Genomic DNA, 2,334 nt, shown 5'->3' on the forward strand with positions numbered 1-2,334 from the left:
ATGCAGTATGGCGGCCACCGAGCCGATTGTGCGGGTCGATGGCCGCCATCCGAAGGGTGGGGCGGTGGGAGGGGAGGCGCGTGGGGGTTGTGGGGTTTGTGGGTGTGGGATCTGTGAGTGTCGGGCTGCTGGGCGTCAGCGCTTGGCGTGGCGGCCGCGCGACGCCTGGCCTGAGGGCTGCTGCGCCTGGTAGCGCGCCTCGGGGCCGGTCCCCGGTCCGGCCGGGCCCGCTGCGGGGCCCTGGGCGCCCGTCGGCTCCGCCGGGCCCGCCGCGGCCTCCTTCTTGGCCTTGCCGCGGGCGCGCAGGAACTCGATGACGATCGGGATCACCGACAGCAGCACGATGCCGACCAGGATCAGCTCGATGTGCGAGTGGACGAAGGCGACCTTCCCCAGAGCGGCCCCGAGCAGGGTGACCCCCACGCCCCACGCGACACCGCCGATGATGTTGAAGATGATGAAGGAGCGGTAGTTCATCCGGCTCACGCCCGCGATGATCGGCGTGAACGTGCGCACGATGGGCACGAAGCGGGCCAGGATCAGCGACTTGGGCCCATGCTTCTCGAAGAACTCATGGGCCTTCTCCACGTTCTCCTGTTTGAAGAGCTTGGAGTCCGGGCGGCGGAAGAGCGAGGGGCCGACCTTCCGGCCGAAGAGATACCCGACCTGGTCACCGATGACCGCGGCGGCGGCGACGCCGACGCAGACCAGCCACAGGTCCTGCTTGATCACGTCCGTGGTGACCAGCAGGCCCGTGGTGAACAGCAGCGAGTCGCCCGGCAGGAAGAAGCCGATGAGCAGGCCGGACTCCGCGAAGACGATCGCCAGGACGCCGAGCAGGCCGAAGGTTTCGATGAGGTAGTCGGGGTCCAGCCAACTGGGGCCGAGCGCGAGATTGGTCACGGGTGACAGGCTCCTGGGTCGAGGGGTGCAGGCTCGTGCGAGGCCCGGCCGCAGGGTGGGGGCGGACAGGGTGGGGTCATCACAGTGTGCCGCCCAAAGCTATCAACGCCGTATGCGTTCCCTCGGTTCCCGCTGGCCGTACGCCCGGAGCGAGGCGTACGGGCGGGGCGAGGCGTACGGGCGGGGGCGTACGGCTAGCCGTGGCGGGCGGCGTTGGCCGCGATCGCCTCGCGCAGGAATTCGGCAGCCCCGGGCCGGATCGAGTCATAGAACTCCCGGAACCGCTCGTCGGTCACATACGTCTCGCCGATCCCCCGGTGGATCTCGAAGGTGCACTCGTAGAACCACGTGGAGATATGGCGCCGGTGCTCCTCGGCCATGTCCATGGACCGCTCGCCCGAGGCCGGCTCGCCCTCCTCCATGAGCGCGGCGAACCGCGCGCTCCAGTCGGCGACCTCGGCCTGTATTTGCCGCCAGTCCTCCTTGGTGTAGCGGGCCGTGCGCCGCTGGGTCTCGGCGTATGTCTCGGTGCCGCCCCAGCGCCGCTCGGCCTCCTCCGCGTAGGCCTCGGGGTCCTTGGCCCCGAAGAGCTCGAACTTCTCCTCCGGCGTGAGGTTGATGCCCATCTTCCGTGCCTCCATCGCGTGTTCGACGGCGGCGGCCATCTTCCGGAGCCTTTCGATCCGCTCGGTCAGCACCGCGTGCTGCCGCCGCAGATGCTCCTGCGGATCCACGTCCGGGTCGTCCAGCAGGACCGCCACCTCGTCGAGCGGAAAGCCGAGCTCCCGGTAGAACAGGATCTGCTGCAGCCGGTCCAGGTCGGCGTCGTCATAACGCCGGTGCCCGGCCCGGCTGCGGGCGCTCGGGCTCAGCAGCCCGATCTCGTCGTAGTGGTGCAGCGTGCGCACCGTGACCCCGGCAAAGCCCGCCACCTGTCCCACGGAGTAGCTCATGGCCCGTCCGCTCCTTCCTCGGTACGCGCTCCACGGTGCGCCCTCACGCGACGTGAGGTGCAAGTCCGCATCCCGGAAACTCGGTGGGAGGTGTCCGAGGCGGCTGGCATCCTGCCTGCTGTGCTGGGAATAACAGATCTTTCGACGTATCTGGCGGGTCTCGCCCTGATCATCCTGCTGCCGGGGCCGAACTCGCTCTATGTGGTCTCCGTCGCCGCCCGCAGCGGCGCGCGCACCGGCTACCGTGCGGCGCTGGGCGTGGTGTGCGGGGACACGGTGCTGATGGTGCTGTCGGCGGGCGGGGTGGCCTCGCTGCTGCAGACGAGCCCGGCGCTCTTCGCCGTGGTGAAGTTCACCGGCGCCGGCTATCTGAGCTGGCTGGCGGTGGGCATGCTGCGCGGGGCGTGGCAGCTGTGGCGGACGCGGGGCTCGCACGGGGCGGAGCGCCTGGGCGGCCCGGACGGCCCGGCGGCGGCCG

Annotated in this window: 3 protein-coding genes; 1 reads left to right on the forward strand and 2 read right to left on the reverse strand. The window is 70.2% G+C overall.

Annotation, left to right across the window (positions count from 1 at the left end):
* Positions 1-135: 135 nt before the first annotated feature.
* Positions 136-903, reverse strand: coding sequence for a DedA family protein (locus tag CCN51_RS50795; RefSeq protein WP_014178496.1), 768 nt, complete (start codon positions 901-903; stop codon positions 136-138).
* A 194-nt stretch (positions 904-1,097) separates the two neighbouring features.
* Entirely contained in the window at positions 1,098-1,856 is a 759-nt protein-coding gene (locus CCN51_RS50800; RefSeq protein WP_014178495.1) for a MerR family transcriptional regulator, read from the reverse strand.
* Between the two features lie 120 nt (positions 1,857-1,976).
* Between CCN51_RS50800 and CCN51_RS50805 the strand changes: the two genes are divergently transcribed.
* Positions 1,977-2,334: LysE family transporter (locus CCN51_RS50805; RefSeq protein WP_158104791.1), on the forward strand; the 358-nt coding region annotated here is incomplete at its 3' end.

The sequence above is a fragment of the Streptomyces milbemycinicus genome, from assembly GCF_002154605.1.
GTDB classification, from domain to species: domain Bacteria; phylum Actinomycetota; class Actinomycetes; order Streptomycetales; family Streptomycetaceae; genus Streptomyces; species Streptomyces milbemycinicus.

What these genes read in the sequence shown, in the direction of transcription:
- CCN51_RS50800 (WP_014178495.1), bottom strand. Translation starts at nt 1,856, where the DNA reads ATGAGCTACTCCGTGGGACAGGTGGCGGGCTTTGCCGGGGTCACGGTG.